A 15,964-nucleotide genomic window follows, 5' to 3' on the forward strand; every position below is an offset into this window, starting at 1 on the left:
AGCACCAGAGCAGTGGAAGGCAGAGGCGCCCGCCCGGCAGGACTCGGCACACCGGCACGACAGAGGCGCGGGCCACCCTCGGGTGGCCCGCGCCTCGTGCGGTGCGCGTGACGTGCTCGGTGTCGGCCGCCGACGGCCGACTCAGGCGACCGTGGGACGGGTCAGTCCTGCTCGACCTCGTCCGCGTGGCCCTGGGCGATCAGCGCATCGCGGATCCGCCGTGCGGACTCGTCCATGACCGCGGGGTCCGGGTCCTGGTCCACGTTGGCAAAGTCGAACTCCTCGATGGAGTTGGTGGGCCACACGTGCAGGTGGGTGTGCGGCACCTCGAAGCCCTGGATCATGAGCCCCACGCGCTTGGGCTCGAAGGCGGCGTCGATGGCCTTTCCGATGGCCTGGGACACGGTCATCAGGTGCGCGGCGAGGTCCCCGGGCAGGTCAACCCACGCGTCCACCTCCTGGCGCGGCACCACGAGCACGTGTCCCTGCGCGAGCGGCTGGATGGACAGGAAGCCCACGCACTGCTCGTCGCGCCACACGAAACGGCCGGGGAGGTCTCCCTCGATGATCTTGGTGAACACTGAACTCACGGCGGTGTCCTTTCACTGGGATGCGGTGGAACTCGGTCGGGCGGGTACACGGACGGCACCCGAGTTCGGCTGCTCAGCCGGTCGGTCGCCCAGCTGACGGGGCAGAGGGGCAAGGCTGGGGCACGGGTGAAGTCATGCGGGTACGATCTCCACGCTCTCGCGCGGGTCCAGGTGCTGGTACTCGGTGCCGTAGACCCCGGCGAAGTGCGAGACCTGCTTCTCCACCACGCCGACGCCCGTCTCGGAGAGCAGGGCGTCGTGGATCTGGTGCACCCGGGTGGCCCGCGTGGCGATGACGAAGTCGATCACCTCGGACATCTTGGACCACGGGGCGTGCAACGGCACAAGCACGGTGGGCACCGTCAGACCCGGCGGGACGGTGAACGAGTCCCCGGGGTGGAACACCGCGCCGTCGACCACGTATCCCACGTTCTCAATTGTGGGGATGAGGGGGTGGATCAGGGCGTGCTGCCCCCCGTAGGTGCGCACGGTGAACGGGCCCGCGGTGAACTCGCCGTCCGCCTCCACCGCGTGCAGCCGGTCGGCGTCCGCCACCCGCGGCGCGAGCTCCTCGACCACCTGCCGGGGCGCGTACACCGTGAGCCCCGGGGAGGTGGCCAGCGCGGCCACCAGCCGGTCGGCGTCGTAGTGGTCCGCGTGCACGTGGGTGACCAGCACGGTTCCGGCACCCGCGAGCGCCTCCTCCACCTCGGAGAACGTCCCGGGGTCGATCACGAGCACCGCGCCGTCCTTCTCCAGACGCACGCACGAGTGGGTGAACTTGGTCAGCAGCATGTCCTCACCCTAGCGGCTAGACGTGTTCGGGAGCAGGCCTGGTCGGTGCCGCCGCAGCACCGTCGGGGCACCGCGCCCGCTGCCCCGCGGCGGATCCTGCCCCGTTCGTGGTGTCGGGACCCCGCGCTACCATGGCCGCACCAGCCCGCCCATGGAAAGGACACCCGGGTGACCACCAGGAAGACGCAGCACGCGGAAGTGCGCAACACCAAGCAGCGCCGCGCCGTCGTCCGGGCCCTGCAGCACCTGGACGACTTCATCTCCACCCAGGACCTGCACCGCGTGCTGCAGGAGCGGGAGGAGTCGGTCTCTCTGGCCACCACGTACCGCATCCTGCAGTCCATGGCGGAGCTCGGACAGGTGGACGTGCTGCGCAGCTCGGACGGCGAGGCCATCTACCGCCGGTGCGAGGCCGAGCACCACCACCACCACCTGGTGTGCCGCTCGTGCGGGGCCGCCGTGGAGCTGGAGGCCCCACAGGTGGAGTCCTGGGCGGAGCAGACCGCCCGCCGCTACGGCTACGCAGACGTGGACCACACGGTGGAGATCAGCGGCATCTGCGCCGAGTGCGCCGCGGCGGCGAGGGCTGAGGCCGGGGGCGATCCCGAGGACCAGCAGGCGTCCGGGTCCCCGGCGGAGACCGACCCTGCGCCGAGCGCCGGGACCGGCGCGGGGACCAGTGACCCCCGGGACGAGACGCGCGCCACCACGTCCTCCACCCTGCACGGCTCCCGCGCCCGGGGCCGGAACCGGTGAGTCCGCAGCCACCCTCAGACATTCTGCTCGTCCACAACGGCTCGTCCCGCACCGGTCGCACCGCCTACGCCAGGGCGGCCGGCATCGTGCGCGCGGGCGGCTACCGGCCCGTGCCCGTGGCCGCGCCCACCGCTGCGGAGCTGTCCCGCCGGCTCGTCGCCGTTCTGCGCGCGGACTCCCCGCGCATCGCGGCCGTCGTCGCGGTGGGCGGGGACGGCATGGCCCACCTGGTGCTGCAGTGCCTGGACGCCCTGCGCCGACAGGGAGTGGACTTCCCCTTCGGGCTCGTCCCGGCGGGCTCGGGAAACGACCTCGCCCGGTTCCACGGCATCCCCGTGGGGGACGTGGAGCGCGCGGCCGGACGCGTGCTGCGCGGTCTCGAGTCCGAGCCCTGCAGCACCGACATGGTCCGTGTGACCTGCGCGGACGGCACCGAGCACCTGTGCGCCACCGCGGTGTGTCTCGGTCTGGACGCCCGCGTCAACGCGCGCGCCAACCGCTGGTCGCGGGTCAAGGTCTCCGCGAAGTACGCCGTCGCGCTGGCCGTCGAGGCGCTGTCCATGCGCGCACGGCGCTACGACCTGTCGTGGACCTCCCCGGACGGCATGCTCCACGCCACGGACCGGGACCTCTCGTTCCTGGTGCTGGCCAACACGTCCTCGATCGGCGGCGGGCTCACCATCCTGCCGGACGCGGACCCCTCGGACGGTGCGCTGGACCTCTTCATGGTCGCGGACGTGGACCCGCTGCGCCTGGTCTGGCGGTTCCCGCAGCTGTTCCGGGGCACCCACCTGGCGCTGCCGCAGGTCTCGGTGGAGCCCGCCGTGTCCGCCCGCGTGGCGGTGCACGGTGCGGCCACCGAGGGCGAGGGGACGCACGAGGCCGCCGCGTACGGCGACGGCGAGCGCCTGGGACCCCTGCCCGTGTCCCTGGAGGTCGTGCCGGCGGCGGTTCAGCTCCTCTTCTGAGCGTCCTGCCCCTGCTGAGCACGCTGCCCGTGTTGAACATCCTGCCCCGCGGCGTCCGGATCCCCGCGGGTCACGGTGCCGGGGTCGACGACGCCGTGGCCGCCCCGGTGCCGTCCGCGGCCACGGCGCCGCGCGGCGTCGTCGTCGTTGCCGTTGCCGTTGCCGTCACCGCGCGACGGTAGGAGGCCGAGCGCTCACGGACGGCGCGCACCACGCGCGAGACGAGCCACAGGGCGAACGAGATGGTGGTGACGTAGGGGCTGATCGGGATGTTCCCGCCAAGTGCCAACAGGAGCCCGCCCACCATGGCCAGTTCCGCGAAGAGCACGGAGAGCACCACGGTGCGGCCGGGGCTCGAGGTGAGGTTCATGGCTGCGGCGGCCGGGGTGATGAGCAGTGCCAGCACGAGCAGCGCACCCACGATCTGCACCGACAAGGCCACCGAGATCCCCAGCAGGACCATGAACAGGATGGCGAGCCCGCGCACGGGCAGACCCTTGGCGCGGGCAACGAACGGATCCGTGCTCGCAAACGTCAGTGGCCGCCACACGGCCACGAGCACGGCGAGCACCAGCACCGAGAGCACCACCATGGACGTGAGCTGCAGCGAGGACACCGAGACGATCTGCCCGGTGAGCAGCGAGAACTTGTTGGAGGAGCGCCCCTCGTAGAGGGAGAGGAAGAGGATGCCCAGGCCCAGGCCGAAGGGCATCAGCACACCCACGAACGAGTTGCCCTCCCTGGCGCGCAACCCCGTGAAGCCCATGATCAGCGCCGCGAGCACGGAGCCCACGAGGGACCCGGTGATCACGTCCGCGCCGATCAGCAGCGCGGCGGCCGCACCCGCGAAGGACAGCTCGGCGATTCCGTGAACCGCGAAAGCGAGGTCCCGCATCATCACGAACGTGCCCACCACGCCGCCCACGAGCCCCAGCACGGCGCCAGCCCACAGGGAGTTGCGCACGAGCACGAGCAGCTCGCCGTAGTCGTCGAAGACGAACACGGAGCTGAGGAAGGAGCTCCAGTCGATCTCGGCCAGGATCACGGGATGATCTCCTCCGGGGAGTCGGTGTGGTGGGTGCTGTCGGAGCGTCCGGCCACGAGGATCCGGCCGTTGCTACGCAGCACCTCGATGTCGGTGCCGTAGAGCTGCGAGAGCACGTCCGAACGCAGCACCTCGTCCGGGGTGCCGATCCGGAACGAGCCGTTGGCGAGGTACAGGATGCGGTCCACGTGGTCGATGATGGGGTTCACGTCGTGCGTCACGAAGACGACGGCGCTGCCGTGGCGCTCGCGCTGCTCGTGGACGAGCTCGCTGACCACGTGCTGGTGGTGCAGGTCCAGGGAGAGCAGGGCCTCGTCGCACAGCATCACCGAGGGGTCCGCCGCCAGGGCCTGGGCCACGCGCAGCCGCTGCTGCTCACCGCCGGAGAGCAGTCCCACGGGCGCGTCCGCGTACTCCGCGGCGCCCACGCGCTCCAGGAGCTCGGCCACGCGCCGGTTCACACGCCGCGGGTGCAGCCGGACGCCCCAGCGGTGCCCGTCCACGCCCTGGGCCACGAGGTCCTTGGCGCGCAGCGGGGTCCGCGCGGGGAAGCCGCGCTGCTGGGGCACATAGCCCACGTGGGCGGCAGCCACGCGCGGTCGGGTTCCGGCCACGGACACGGTCCCGGAGGTCAGGGGCAGCAGGCCCAGCAGCACCTTCAGGAAGCTCGTCTTGCCCGTGCCGTTGGCCCCGAGCACGGCGAGGTACTCCCCCGGTGCCACGTCGAGGTTCAGCCCGGACCACAGGACGCGGTCCCCGAACGCCAGCTCGGCGTCCCGCAGGCTGATCGCGGGCGCGGCGTCCGCCGCCGTGGCCGGTGCGGCCGCGTCGTTCTGCGGTCCGGGCCCGGCGGGGCCGGTGCGTGGTGTGGCTGGCTGCATGGTCCTACTTCGTGAGTGCCTGGGCGACGTGCTGGGTATTCTCCGTCATCCACTGCTGGTAGTTCTGGCCGTCCGGGATGGTCTCGGTGAACTCGACCACGGGCGTCCCGGAGTCCTGCGCGGCGGTGCGCAGCTTTTCCGTCTGGCCCGTGGAGGTCTGCTTGTTGAACGCCAGTAGCGAGACGTGCTCGCTCTTGACCAGGTCCACGGTCTTGCTGAACACGGCCGGGGAGGCGTCCGACTCGGAGTCGATCGCGGCGGTGAACTCCGCGGGGGTGTCGTCGTGCAGACCGGCGTCCTCCAGAAGATACCCGGGCACCGGTTCGGTGGCCACGTAGCCGCCGGAGGCCCCGATCTTCGAGACCTCGTCCCGCACCGTTCCCAGCTCGGAGGAGACCCGCTTGGCGTTGTCCGCGTAGTAGTCCTTGTTCTCCTGGTCCACCTCGCCGAGCTGCGTAGCGATCGCGTCCACGACCTTCTGCATGCTCTCAAGGTCATACCACACGTGCTCGTTGAAGTCGCCGTGGTCGTGGTGGCCGTCCTCGGCCGCGTGGGAGTGGTCCTCGGCCTCCCGCGTCTGGTCCCCGCTCCGCAGCCCGGAGACGTCGACGGCGTCGACCACGCGCTGGTCCTTGGACGTGAGGCCCGAGAGGAACTCGTCGTACCCGCCGCCGTTCTCCACCACGAGCTCCGCCTCACCCACCCGCAGCCTGTCCTGCGTGGTGGCCTCGTAGGAGTGCGGGTCCTGGGCGCTCGAGTCAATTACTGGGGTGGCTTCGACCTTGTCCCCTCCCACCTGGGAGGTGAGGTCTGAGTACACGGTGGTGGAGGTGACCACGCGGATCTTCCCACCGTCGGAGGATTCGTCCGATCCGCCGGTGGAGCCGTTCGCGCACCCCGCGAGTGTCAGACCCGTCAACGCGGCGAGCGCGACGGCGGCCACGGTGCGCCCGCCGGTGCGAGTGGTGCGTCCTTGGGTCATGGGGTTCCTTCCCGTCGCGATCCCGACCGGGGCCGTGAGAATCGGTGGCACGTGAGCGTGAGCGAGCTTATCACGAACCATTCTCAATTAGCGGCCAGATGAGAACACCCACTCGCGCCCGCGTCGGCACATGGCCCCGCGCCTCACGTCCAAGACTCCGAGCGTGGGCGACCCTCGTCGTAGCCGGACTGCGACTGGACGCCGACAACGGCGCGCGCCGCGAACTGCTCGAGGCTCGCGGCCCCCGCGTAGGTCATCGAGCTGCGCACCCCGGACGTGATGTGGTCCAGCAGGTCCTCCACGCCGGGGCGCTGCGGGTCCAGGTACATGGTGGAGTTGGAGATGCCCTCCTCGAACAGGGCCTTGCGGGCGCGGGCGAAGCGGTCCTCGCCGACCGTGCGGTGGCGCACCGCACGGGCCGAGGCCATTCCGAAGGACTCCTTGTAGGCGCGACCGTTCGCGTCCACGTTGATCTCCCCCGGGCTCTCGTGCGTTCCCGCGAACCAGGAGCCCACCACCACCTGGCTTGCTCCGGCGGCGAGGGCGAGGGCGACGTCGCGCGGGTGCTTGACGCCGCCGTCCGCCCACACGTGTGCGCCGAGGTCCGCCGCGGCCTCCGCGCACTCGACGACCGCCGAGAACTGGGGGCGCCCGACCGCCGTCATCATGCGGGTGGTGCACATGGCGCCGGGTCCGACCCCCACCTTCACGATGTCCGCACCGGCCGAGACGAGGTCCCGGACGCCGTCCGCGGTGACCACGTTGCCCGCCACCACGGGGACCTGCGGGTCCAGCGCGCGCACGGCCGCCAGGGCCTCGAGCGCCTTGACCTGGTGCCCGTGCGCGGTGTCCACCACGAGGACGTCCACCCCGGCCGCGAGGAGCCTGGCCGCCTTGCCGGAGACGTCCCCGTTGATGCCCACCGCGGCGCCCACACGCAGCCGCCCGGAGGTGTCCAGCGCGGGCGTGTAGATGGTGGAGCGCACGAGTCCCTGCCGCGTCAGCAGCCCCACCACCTCGCGTCCGCGCAGCACGGGTGCGGCCTGGACGCGGGCGCCGCTGAGCGTGTCGTAGGCGGCGCGCAGCGCGGCGGGGTCCGAGGTGGCGGGAAGCTCCGAGACCTGAAGCACGGGTCCGTCAGTCCGGGCGAGGTCCCGCAGCTGCGTGAAGCGGTCCACGTCCCGGCAGTCCGCGTCCAGCACCACCCCCTCATAGCCGCCTCCCTCGTCCGTGACGAGCACGGCACCGTGCGGGCGCTTGTGCATGATGCCCAGGGCGTCGTGGATGGTGCTCGTCCCGGCCAGCACCACGGGGGTCTCATACAGGTGCGAGCGGTCCTTGACCCAGGTAGTGACCTCGGCGATCACATCCAGCGGGACGTCCTGCGGGAGGATGCCCAGGCCGCCGCGCCGCGCCATGGTCTCGACCATGCGGCGGCCCGTCACCGCGGTCATGTTCGCGGCGACGAGCGGGATCGTGGCCCCCGTGCCGTCGCCCGGCGTGAGGTCCACGTCGAATCGGGACGTCACCCGGGACATGGAGGGCACGAGGAAGACGTCGTTGTAGGTGAGGTCCGTGGTCGGAGTCGTGAGGTAGCGCACGTCACGGGAGTCTACGGTGTCCCCGCCGAGGCCGCGCGGGCCGGGGCCGGGCAGGGCTGCGGGTTAGTGCCGGGTGCGGTGCGGGAGCGCACCGTCACGGGTGGCACGCGCCCAGCTGCCTTACTAGACTGGAAAGTCGGCACGGCTTTGCGAGCGCGAAGCCACTGCAGGTCAGCCACGGCGGGTAAGCTCCGTGGGAGCCACCAGCGGGCCACGAGGACCAGCTCACCGCCCGGGACACACAGCACTTACGGAAGAGGCGTATCACTCGTGCCAGAGCAGCCGCAGCACCTTATCCCTGAAGAATTCGCCGGCAACGAATGGCTCGTGGACGAGCTGTTCGAGAAGTACCAGGCGGACAAGAACTCGGTGGACAAGAAGTGGTGGCCCATCTTCGAGCAGATGGACGGCGGCGACAAGCCCTCAGAGGTCGCCTCGTCCTCCCGTCGCAGCGACTCGGACGCGAAGCCCGCGGCCTCCAGCAACCAGGCTTCCGGCGCGCAGGGTTCCGGCAAGCAGGCCTCCCCCAAGCAGAACTCCGCCACTCAGAGCTCCGGCGCGCAGGCATCCGGTGCGAAGAGCTCGGGGACCGGCGCCGCGGCGTCGTCGTCGGCGTCCGCTCCCAAGGCCGCTGCCGCGCCCGAGCGCGCGAAGTCCCCGGCTCCCGCCGCCACCGGATCGAAGGCCAAGGGCCGTCCCGCGGGCGTGGACACCGAGGCCGACGCCGCGGAGGCCTCCGGCACCAAGCGCCCCATCCGTGCACAGCCGGAGGATCACCAGGGCGAGGCGTCCGCGAAGGCCGCCAAGGAGAAGCCGGCCGAGGACACCGTGGTCAAGCTGCGCGGTCCCGCCAAGGCCGTGGCCGCCAACATGGAGGCCTCTCTCACGGTCCCCACCGCCACCACCGTGCGCGCCGTGCCGGCCAAGCTGCTGATCGACAACCGCCTGGTCATCAACTCGCACCTCGCCCGCAACCGCGGCGGCAAGGTCTCCTTCACCCACCTCGTGGGCTACGCCGTCATTCGTGCGCTGTCCAACTTCCCGTCCATGAACGTGATCTACGACGACTCGGACGGAAAACCCGCCGCCGTCCACCCGGCGCACGTAAACTTCGGGATCGCGATCGACATCCCCAACAAGGACGGTTCCCGCAACCTCGTGGTGCCCAACGTCAAGGGCGCCGAGGAGATGTCGTTCCTCCAGTTCTGGACCGCCTACGAGGACATCGTCAAGCGCGGGCGCAACGGCGCGCTCACCATGGACGACTACGCGGGGACCACCGTCTCCCTGACCAACCCCGGCGGCATCGGCACCGTGCACTCCGTGCCGCGGCTGTCCAAGGGCCAGGCGTGCATCATCGGCGTGGGCGCGCTCGACTACCCCGCCGAGTACAAGGGCGCCTCCCCCCGCACGATCGCCCGCAACGCGGTCTCCAAGGTCATCACCCTGACCTCCACCTACGACCACCGCGTGATCCAGGGCGCCGGCTCCGGCGAGTTCCTCAAGCTCGTGGAGCACTACCTGCTGGGCGGGGACGACTTCTACGACCACATCTTCGAGGCACTGCGCATCCCCTACGAGCCCGTCCGCTGGGCCGTGGACAACCAGGTCAACCCCGAGATCCAGATCAACAAGGTCGCGCGGATCCAGCAGCTGATCCACGCCTACCGCGTGCGTGGACACCTCATGGCGGACACCAACCCGCTCGAGTACGTGATGCGCAAGCACCCGGACCTGGACATCCGCACCTACGGCCTCACCCTGTGGGACCTCGAGCGCGAGTGGCCCACCGGCGGCTTCGGCGGCCAGAACCTGCTCACCCTGCGCGTTATCCTCGGCCGGCTGCGGGACGCCTACTGCCGCACCGTGGGTGTGGAGTACATGCACATCCAGGAGCCCGAGCAGCGCGAGTGGTTCCAGTCCAAGCTCGAGCGGGACTACCAGAAGCCGGCCCGTGAGGAGCAGTTCCACATCCTGGAGCGTCTCAACGCCGCGGAGGCCTTCGAGACCTTCCTGCAGACCAAGTACGTGGGCCAGAAGCGCTTCTCCCTGGAGGGCGGCGAGTCCCTGATCCCGCTGCTGGACGCGATCATCTCCGACGCCGCGGACGCCTCCCTCGCGGGCGTGGGCATCGCCATGGCCCACCGCGGGCGCCTGAACGTGCTCACCAACATCGCGGGCAAGTCCTACGCCCAGGTCTTCCGCGAGTTCGAGGGCAGCCAGGACCCGCGCGCCTCCGAGGGCTCCGGCGACGTGAAGTACCACCTGGGCACCGAGGGCGTCTTCACCTCCGACAACGGCAACGAGACCCAGGTCTACCTGGCCGCGAATCCCTCCCACCTTGAGGCCGCGGATCCCGTGATCGAGGGCATCGCCCGCGCCAAGACGGACGTGCTGGGCGCCGGCCCCGAGGGCAACGGCGAGTTCCCCGTGCTGCCCATCCAGGTCCACGGCGACGCCGCCATGGCCGGGCAGGGCATCGTCTACGAGGTCATGCAGATGTCCGGGCTGGACGCCTACAACGTGGGCGGCACCATCCACGTGGTGGTCAACAACCAGGTGGGCTTCACCACCTCGCCCTCCGCGGGCCGCACCTCCACCTACTCCACGGACGTGGGCCGCACGGTGCAGGCACCGATCTTCCACGTCAACGCGGACGACCCCGAGGCCGTGACCCGCGTGGCGCAGCTCGCCTTCGAGTACCGCCAGCGCTTCCACCACGACGTCGTGGTCGACCTCGTGTGCTACCGCCGCCGCGGCCACAACGAGGGCGACGACCCCTCGATGACCCAGCCCCTGATGTACTCGCTGATCGACGGCAAGCGCTCCACCCGCAAGATCTACACCGAGAACCTCGTGGGCCGCGGTGACATCAACCAAGAGGAGGCGGACCGGGCACTGAAGGACTACCAGGAGCGCCTCGAGCGGGTCTTCGCGGAGACGCACGAAGCCCAGAACTCCACGGTTCCCCTGGTCACCGGGGATGCCGCGGCGATCGCCAACATCGAGCGCCCCTCCGCCCAGCAGGCGGACTCCGGGGTGTCCGTGCCCAAGACCACGGCCATCTCCGAGGAGACCGCACGCCGCATCGGCGAGGCCCACGTGGACTTCCCCGAGAACTTCACCATGCACCGCAAGCTGCAGAAGCTCGCGGAGAGGCGCCGGGAGATGACTCTCGAGGGCGGCATCGACTGGGGCATGGGCGAGCTCATGGCCTTCGGCTCCCTCGTGATGGACGGCGTTCCGGTACGGATGTCCGGCCAGGATGTCCGCCGCGGCACGTTCACCCAGCGTCACGCGGTGTTCTTTGATGCCGAGAACGGTGCGGAGTGGACGCCCCTGAACAACCTCTCTGCGGACCAGGCACGGTTCTCGATCTACAACTCCCTGCTCTCCGAGTACGGCGTGCTGGGCTTCGAGTACGGCTACTCTGTGGAGCGCCCCGAGGCGCTCACTGTGTGGGAGGCCCAGTTCGGCGACTTCATCAACGGTGCGCAGACGATCGTGGACGAGTTCATCTCCTCCGCGGAGCAGAAGTGGGGCCAGCGCTCCAACCTGGTCATGCTGCTGCCTCACGGCTTCGAGGGCCAGGGCCCGGACCACTCCTCCGCCCGCATCGAGCGCTTCCTGTCGCTGTGCGCGGAGAAGAACATGATCGTGGCTCAGCCCTCCACCCCGGCGAACCACTTCCACCTGCTGCGGCGCCAGGCGTACTCCCGTCCCCGCCGTCCGCTGGTCGTGGCGACCCCCAAGCAGCTGCTGCGCCTGAAGGCGGCCGCTTCCCCGGTGGAGGAGTTCACGCGCGGCAACTTCCAGTCGGTCATCCCGGACGCCGCGGAGCTCGACGACGCCAAGGTCACGGACGTGATCCTCGTCTCTGGCCGCCTGTACTACGACCTCGCGGCCCAGCGGAAAAAGTCGGACGACCACTCCACCGCGATCGTGCGCGTTGAGCAGCTCTACCCGCTGCCCACGGACGAGATCAAGGCGCAGCTGGACCGCTACCCGGATGCGCGCATCATCTGGGCGCAGGACGAGCCTGCCAACCAGGGCGCGTGGCCGTTCATGGCCGTGAACCTGGTGCCCCAGCTGGACCGCCCCGTCACGCTGGCCTCGCGCCCTGCCTCCGCCTCCCCCGCGAACGGCTCGGCCAAGCGCCACGCCGCCGAGCTGGAGACCCTCGTGCAGCAGGCGTTCGACCGCGGCGAGTGAGATCCCCGTGCGGTGCGCTCCGGTTGCGGGCCGGGGCACACCGCACGCCGGGGCACCGGAACGGATCCTCCGCTGTTCCGCACCCGGCCTGGTCGAGTCCGTGGCAGCGGGGGATCGACGACAGCGCGGCCACCCCGGTCCGCGCGGCAACCCGAAGGATGTAGAAGAGTGGACCAACGCAGGATCCGCATTGTGGCCGTGGGAGACGAACTGCTGGCCGGCGTGGACGACCCCCGCGCGCTCGGCTGGTTCGGCCGCGTCATGGCCCGCACCCCCCGCGACGTCGTCCCGGTGGACGCGTACAACCTCGCGGCGCCGGGCGAAGGCAGCGAGACCCTCAACGAGCGCTGGTTCGACGAAGCGGCACGCCGCTTCGACCCGGCCTGCGACAACCGCCTGGTCATCGCGCCCTCCGTGCTGGACATCGACCTAGGCATCACGTCCGCGCGCTCCCGCCTGAACATGGCGAACATCGTGGACCAGGCCACCCAGAACAACGTCAAGGTGCTCGTGGTGGGGCCTCCCCCCACGCTGGACCCGCAGCGCAACCGCAAGATCGCTGACCTCTCCGCCGCCTACGGGGACGTCACCACCCGCCGCAACCACGTGTACGTGGACACGTTCAACCCCCTGCAGCACCACGAGCAGTGGCGCAAGGACCTCGCCGCGAACCACGGCAACCCGGGACAGGCCGGCTACGGCCTCATCGCGTGGCTCGTGCTGCACCGTGGCTGGTACTCCTGGCTGCAGCTGCCCGAGCCCCGCTGACCCGAGCGGAACCCGGTACGCACACGCACGGCGCACCCCACGGACGCGGCGTCGTTGTTCCCGGTCGCTCGCAACCGTGGCCTGCTCGGGTGGCTCGCACCGGCGCGAGGATGTGAGATACTGACAGACGATGTCCCAGCCAATCACTGCAGGAGGTACATCATGAGCAAGCGTGGACGTAAGCGCAAGGATCGTCGTAAGAACTCGGCAAACCGCGGCAAGCGGCCCAACTCCTGAGGTCTTGCACACGAACCACAGAACGCCCGTGACCGTCATGGTCACGGGCGTTCTGCACGTCCGGGGTTGGAACAGATGACTGTTCAGGCCACCGGGTGCTCCCGGCACTGGGCGTCGATCCGCTCGAGGATCGAGCGCTTGAGCTCCGTGGGCGCCGTCTCGCAGCACGAACGCTTCATGACCGAGCGGATGATGCACTCGAAGTTGTACTCACGCGCGCACTCCGGGCAGTCCGTGAGGTGCGCGTGGATCTCTTCGAGGTCCTCGGTGGTCAGCGCGCCGTCCAGGTACTCGTAGATCCTGCGGATGCGCTCGTCCGTGCAGCCGTTGTGGCACGGTTTGTCGGTCATGTTTTCAGCCTCGATCCTTCGCTGGTGCGCCGTCCTTGCCCTTGCGGGTTTTGGACGTGTCAAATCCTCGTTCCTGGGCGTAGTCGCCCAGTTTCTCTCGCAAAAGCTTGCGCCCCCGGTGCAACCGGGACATCACGGTGCCGATGGGCGTGTCCATGATCTCGGAGATCTCCTTGTACGCGAATCCCTCCACGTCGGAGAAGTAGACCGCCAGGCGGAACTCCTCGGGCAGCTCCTGCAGTGCCCGCTTGACGTCCGAGTCCGGCAGGTGGTCCAGCGCCTCAACCTCGGCAGAGCGCAGGCCTGTGGAGGTGTGCGACTCCGCTCGATGCAGCTGCCAGTCCTCCACCGCGTCCGTGTTGGCCTGGCGGGGTTCGCGCTGACGCTTGCGGTACAGGTTGATGTAGGTGTTCGTGAGGATCCGGTACAGCCAGGCCTTGAGGTTGGTCCCGGGTTTGTACTGGTGGAACGCGGAGAACGCCTTGGTGTAGGCCTCCTGCACCAGGTCCTCGGCATCGGAGGGGTTGCGCGCCATGCGCAACGCGGCGGCGTAGAGCTGGTCCACGTACTGCATGGCGTCGCGCTCGAACCGTTCGCGCCGCTGCTGCGTGGACTCCTCCCCGGCGGGCACTTCCTCCGGGTGGTCCACTGCGCGGGAGTCTTGACTTCGCTGATCGTTCATCGTTCCCAAGTCTAGGGTCGCGACCGGCATCTGCAGTGATCACCCCATTCCGTGGCTCGTACGCGGCACGGCACCGTGGGCGCGGCGCCGTCTGTCCATTCGGCATAACACGCCGTCCGCACGCGGGTATTCCCGGGGAGGCACGGGCGCAGGCCGATAGGATGGTCGGTGTGCCCTCCCGGAAGTGCCGGGATGCTAGGAGGAGAACCATGAGCATCGTTCGTCGTCTCGCCCGCCCGCTGCTGGCCACCGGCTACATCGCCGGAGGCATTGATGCGTTCCGCAATTCGTCCGCGGCCGCCCAGCAGCTGGATCCCGTGCTGAAGGCCGTGGAGTCCGCTGTCCCCCAGCTGCGCCCCGTGACCGCCAACCGCGCCGTCGTCGCCCAGGGTGTCGCCGCCGCGCAGGTCACCGCTGCGTCCCTGCTGGCCATCAGCAAGTTGCCCCGCCTCTCGGCCACCGTGCTGCTGGGTACCACCGCGCTCAACGGCTACACCCAGTACCGCTCCGCGGACACGGGCTCTGCCGAGGGCAAGGCCACCCGCCGTGCCGGTCTGCTGAAGAACGTGTCCCTGCTCGGTGCCGTGATGATCGCCGCCGTGGACACCTCCGGCAACCCCTCGCTGGCGTGGCGCGCGAGCCACCTCGCGGACGACGTCCGCAAGAACGCCGCGAAGGTGGGCAAGGACACGAAGAAGAAGCTGGCGCAGGCCGAGAAGGCCGTGCAGGACGCCGTCTCGAACTAGGAGCCGTACCCACGTGACGCCGAGCAACGGCTTGCCGCAGTCCCCAGGCCCGCACTGGCCCGCACCCTGGCGAGACACTCCCGTCTCCGCCACGGTGGCGATCCCCGGGTCCAAGTCCCTGACCAACAGGTACCTGGTGCTCGCGGCGCTGGCCTCCGGGCCCTCGGTGCTGCGCAAGCCGTTGCACTCGCGTGACAGCGCCCTGATGGTGGCCGCGCTCGAGCAGCTGGGCGCGGTGGTCACCCCCCTCCCCGATCCCGGCCCCTTCGGCCCGGATCTGCGCGTCACCCCCATGCCGGTGGGCCGCGCGCTCGAGGAGCCCGTGGCGGTGGACTGCGGTCTCGCCGGCACGGTCATGCGCTTCGTCCCGCCGCTGGCAGCACTGCGTGACGGGGCCGTGGACTTCGACGGCGACGCCGGAGCCCGCGTCCGCCCCATGGGTCCCGTGGTCGCGGGGCTGCGCGAGCTCGGAGTGGGCGTCGAGGACGACGGCCGGGGCACGCTGCCCTTGCGCGTCCTCGGAACCGGAGCCGTGGCCGGGGGAACCGTGTCGATCGACGCGAGCGGGTCGTCCCAGTTCGTCTCCGCCCTGCTGCTGGCGGCCGTTGCCTTCGACGCCCCCCTCGTCCTGCGCCACGAGGGCTCGGGGGGCGTGCCCTCCCTGCCGCACGTGGACATGACCGTGGCGGTGCTGCGCGAGGCCGGCGCGGACGCCGAGCGCACTGGTCCCGCCGAGTGGCGGGTGACCCCCGGAGCGATTGCCGGGATGGACGTCACCGTGGAACCGGACCTCTCCAACGCGGGCCCCTTTCTGGCGGCCGCCGTGGTGACCGGCGGCACGGTCAGCATTCCTGACTGGCCTGGGCAGACCACCCAGGGCGGCGACCACTGGCGGCAGATCCTTCCCCGGTTCGGCGCGCAGACTCAGCTGGACGGCACCACCTTCACGGTGAGCGGACCGCAGCAGATCAGCGGCGTGGACCTGGACCTCTCCGAGGCCGGCGAACTGGCACCCACGGTGGCCGCGCTGTGCGCGCTGGCCACCACGCCGTCCCGGCTGCGCGGCATCGCCCACCTGCGCGGCCACGAGACCGACCGGCTCGCCGCACTGAGCGCGGAGCTCAACGCGCTGGGCGGCAACGTGCAGGAGACGCAGGACGGGCTGGTCATCACCCCCGCGCCCCTGCACGGCGGCGTCTTCCACAGCTACCACGACCACCGCATGGCCACCGCCGGGGCGATCCTGGGGCTGCGTGTCCCGGGCATCGAGGTCGAGGACATCGCCACCACGTCGAAGACCCTGCCGGACTTCCCGGTGATGTGGGCCCGGATGCTCGGCTCGCAGGCCTGA

General features: G+C 70.3%; 14 protein-coding genes and 1 pseudogene. 7 read left to right on the forward strand and 8 right to left on the reverse strand.

Annotated elements, in window-relative coordinates; genetic code table 11:
- Positions 1–161 precede the first annotated feature (161 nt).
- Together ABD264_RS03210 and ABD264_RS03215 are read right to left on the reverse strand one after the other, a co-directional pair.
- The gene (locus tag ABD264_RS03210; protein ID WP_295110699.1) at positions 162–590 is read right to left on the reverse strand and encodes an HIT family protein; all 429 of its coding nucleotides are present in this window, start codon (positions 588–590) and stop codon (positions 162–164) included.
- Positions 591–722: 132 nt separating this feature from the next.
- Positions 723–1,385: an MBL fold metallo-hydrolase gene (locus tag ABD264_RS03215; protein WP_295110696.1), complete on the reverse strand. Its 663-nt coding sequence runs from the start codon at positions 1,383–1,385 to the stop codon at positions 723–725.
- A gap of 168 nt (positions 1,386–1,553) precedes the next feature.
- On the opposite strand from ABD264_RS03215, the pseudogene ABD264_RS03220 reads away from it, so the two are divergent.
- Positions 1,554–1,973: pseudogene (locus tag ABD264_RS03220) on the forward strand (Fur family transcriptional regulator); the annotation flags it as partial.
- A 164-nt stretch (positions 1,974–2,137) separates the two neighbouring features.
- Entirely contained in the window at positions 2,138–3,109 is a 972-nt protein-coding gene (locus tag ABD264_RS03225) for a diacylglycerol/lipid kinase family protein (RefSeq protein ID WP_344204152.1), read from the forward strand.
- 70 nt (positions 3,110–3,179) lie between these two features.
- Here the strand turns inward: ABD264_RS03225 and ABD264_RS03230 are convergent, their stop codons facing one another.
- The 4 genes from ABD264_RS03230 to ABD264_RS03245 form a co-directional block, all read right to left on the reverse strand.
- Positions 3,180–4,139 carry a metal ABC transporter permease gene (locus ABD264_RS03230; RefSeq protein ID WP_344204558.1) on the reverse strand — a complete coding sequence of 320 codons (960 nt, stop codon included), beginning with the start codon at positions 4,137–4,139 and terminating at the stop codon, positions 3,180–3,182.
- An 11-nt stretch (positions 4,140–4,150) separates the two neighbouring features.
- Positions 4,151–5,035 carry a metal ABC transporter ATP-binding protein gene (locus ABD264_RS03235; protein WP_344204155.1) on the reverse strand — a complete coding sequence of 295 codons (885 nt, stop codon included), beginning with the start codon at positions 5,033–5,035 and terminating at the stop codon, positions 4,151–4,153.
- A 4-nt stretch (positions 5,036–5,039) separates the two neighbouring features.
- The gene (locus tag ABD264_RS03240) at positions 5,040–6,017 is read right to left on the reverse strand and encodes a metal ABC transporter solute-binding protein, Zn/Mn family (RefSeq protein WP_295110692.1); all 978 of its coding nucleotides are present in this window, start codon (positions 6,015–6,017) and stop codon (positions 5,040–5,042) included.
- Positions 6,018–6,160: 143 nt separating this feature from the next.
- Entirely contained in the window at positions 6,161–7,618 is a 1,458-nt protein-coding gene (locus ABD264_RS03245; protein WP_344204159.1) for a GuaB1 family IMP dehydrogenase-related protein, read from the reverse strand.
- A gap of 270 nt (positions 7,619–7,888) precedes the next feature.
- Here ABD264_RS03245 and ABD264_RS03250 point away from each other — a divergent pair, with 270 nt between their 5' ends.
- The 3 genes from ABD264_RS03250 (at position 7,889) to ABD264_RS12440 (ending at position 12,835) form a co-directional block, all read left to right on the forward strand.
- Entirely contained in the window at positions 7,889–11,830 is a 3,942-nt protein-coding gene (locus tag ABD264_RS03250) for a multifunctional oxoglutarate decarboxylase/oxoglutarate dehydrogenase thiamine pyrophosphate-binding subunit/dihydrolipoyllysine-residue succinyltransferase subunit (RefSeq protein WP_303104907.1), read from the forward strand.
- Positions 11,831–11,998: 168 nt separating this feature from the next.
- The gene (locus ABD264_RS03255; protein ID WP_055085455.1) at positions 11,999–12,598 is read left to right on the forward strand and encodes a GDSL-type esterase/lipase family protein; all 600 of its coding nucleotides are present in this window, start codon (positions 11,999–12,001) and stop codon (positions 12,596–12,598) included.
- 162 nt (positions 12,599–12,760) lie between these two features.
- Positions 12,761–12,835, forward strand: coding sequence for a 50S ribosomal protein bL37 (locus ABD264_RS12440; RefSeq protein WP_098054049.1), 75 nt, complete (start codon positions 12,761–12,763; stop codon positions 12,833–12,835).
- 83 nt (positions 12,836–12,918) lie between these two features.
- Here the strand turns inward: ABD264_RS12440 and rsrA are convergent, their stop codons facing one another.
- On the reverse strand, positions 12,919–13,185 hold the full coding sequence (gene rsrA, locus ABD264_RS03260) for a mycothiol system anti-sigma-R factor (protein ID WP_144942168.1): 267 nt from the start codon (positions 13,183–13,185) through the stop codon (positions 12,919–12,921).
- Between the two features lie 4 nt (positions 13,186–13,189).
- A complete protein-coding gene (locus tag ABD264_RS03265; RefSeq protein ID WP_144942167.1) occupies positions 13,190–13,867 on the reverse strand; it encodes a sigma-70 family RNA polymerase sigma factor in 678 nt (225 codons plus the stop codon).
- A 209-nt stretch (positions 13,868–14,076) separates the two neighbouring features.
- Between ABD264_RS03265 and ABD264_RS03270 the strand changes: the two genes are divergently transcribed.
- Together ABD264_RS03270 and aroA are read left to right on the forward strand one after the other, a co-directional pair.
- Positions 14,077–14,613 carry a DoxX family protein gene (locus ABD264_RS03270; protein ID WP_144942166.1) on the forward strand — a complete coding sequence of 179 codons (537 nt, stop codon included), beginning with the start codon at positions 14,077–14,079 and terminating at the stop codon, positions 14,611–14,613.
- Between the two features lie 13 nt (positions 14,614–14,626).
- On the forward strand, positions 14,627–15,964 hold the full coding sequence (aroA, locus tag ABD264_RS03275; protein WP_344204172.1) for a 3-phosphoshikimate 1-carboxyvinyltransferase: 1,338 nt from the start codon (positions 14,627–14,629) through the stop codon (positions 15,962–15,964).

It is taken from the genome of Kocuria salsicia (assembly GCF_039532055.1).
GTDB classification, from domain to species: Bacteria; Actinomycetota; Actinomycetes; order Actinomycetales; family Micrococcaceae; genus Kocuria; species Kocuria salsicia.